This is a genomic window from Microcystis sp. M53598_WE2 (assembly GCF_030067735.1).
GTDB classification, from domain to species: domain Bacteria; phylum Cyanobacteriota; class Cyanobacteriia; order Cyanobacteriales; family Microcystaceae; genus Microcystis; species Microcystis aeruginosa.
The window spans coordinates 1-1,188 of the sequence record NZ_JASJFE010000207.1; the positions used below are offsets into that span (position 1 = coordinate 1).

A 1,188-nucleotide genomic window follows, 5' to 3' on the forward strand; every position below is an offset into this window, starting at 1 on the left:
CCGCTCATGTTACGCTACCGCTAACCCATCCTACAAATAATTGTGCCTCCCTACTTACTGCTTACTGTTTACTGTTCACTGAAAAACCCCATCTCCCCATTCTAGTTATCTCTAGCTAACTTTTACAGCAATTAGTTTAAAGATAAACTAAAATAGTAATACAATTAAACTAAAAATAAAATTAGCGTGGCATAATGAGCGAAACTAAAGTAATTAATCGAGAAAGTTTACTGGTCAATCTCCGGCAACAACTGCGAGCCGGACAACAGGAATTAGCCGATTGGCAAGGGGGAAAAATGGCCATTTCTGCGGTGCCGGGGGCAGGAAAATCCCACAGTTTGGCCGTAGCTGCCGCCATGGTTATTGCTCGTGAGCAACTGCACGCTAAAAAACAGTTAATTATTGTCACCTACACCCGCTCGGCTGCCGCTAGTATTAAAGCTAAAATTAAACAACGCTTGCAAGATTTACAACTTTCGGCCCAAGGTTTCAGCGTCCAAACTCTGCACGGACTCGCCCTACAATTGGCCCGTCGTTACCCGGAATTATCGGGATTAGACCTCGAATCTTCTACCTTAGTTATTCCGACTCCTAGCCACAGAATTATTAGAAACTCGGTGGAAAAATGGCTAATTACTGATCCAATTCGTTATCAAAAGTTATTAGAAGGAGTGGAATTTGATGGGGAAGAAACCGAAAGATTACGCCGTCAATCGGTGCTGAGAACCGAAATTTTACCTAGTCTTGCCTATACGGCCATTCATGAGCTAAAAAGTTCGGGATTATCACCGCAGCAAGTCTGGGAATTAAGCCACTATACCGACGATAATTATCAAATTCTCGCTATTGCTAGTGGTTTGTACCAACAGTATGAAATCCTGATGCGTCAGAAAAACTATATAGATTATGATGACATGATTTTAGGAGCCTTGCGAGTATTAGAGGAAGAAAAAATTCGCCGACAATGGCAAAAATCTGTCTTTGGAGTCTTTGAAGATGAGGCACAGGATTCTAGTCCTCTTCAAGAAAAACTAATTACTATTTTAGCAAAAAATAATGACGGAGAAATACCTAATTTAATTCGCGTCGGCGATCCCAATCAAGCCATTAATTCTACCTTTACCCCCGCCGATCCTGTTTACTTTAATTGGTTTTGTGAAAGTTGTCAAAGCGAAGGCAATTTATCCA

Annotated in this window: 1 protein-coding gene; it reads left to right on the forward strand. The window is 41.3% G+C overall.

Going from position 1 to position 1,188, the window contains the following annotated elements; all coding sequences use genetic code 11:
• Positions 1–194: 194 nt before the first annotated feature.
• On the forward strand, positions 195–1,188 hold a 994-nt coding region (locus PX636_RS04415), incomplete at its 3' end, for a UvrD-helicase domain-containing protein (RefSeq protein WP_288116333.1).